The organism is Veillonella parvula, assembly GCF_001553335.1.
Lineage (GTDB): Bacteria > Bacillota > Negativicutes > Veillonellales > Veillonellaceae > Veillonella > Veillonella parvula_S.
This window is the reverse complement of record NZ_KQ960792.1, coordinates 1,174-1,397: the sequence shown is the minus strand read 5'-3', so window position 1 is coordinate 1,397 and position 224 is coordinate 1,174.

The window sequence follows — 224 nt, the reverse complement described above, 5'->3', positions numbered from 1 at the left end:
AGTACTCTGTAATTTTTCGCTATGATAAAACTTTCGAATGCTTTTGAAGATAAATTGGTTAGTTTTAGTACTCTGTAATTTTTCGCTATGATAAAACCACCATGTGCCTGATTGTGGCATTGCATACGTTTTAGTACTCTGTAATTTTTCGCTATGATAAAACATTTACTATAATCGGTTTTAACTTCGATTAGTTTTAGTACTCTGTAATTTTTCGCTATGAT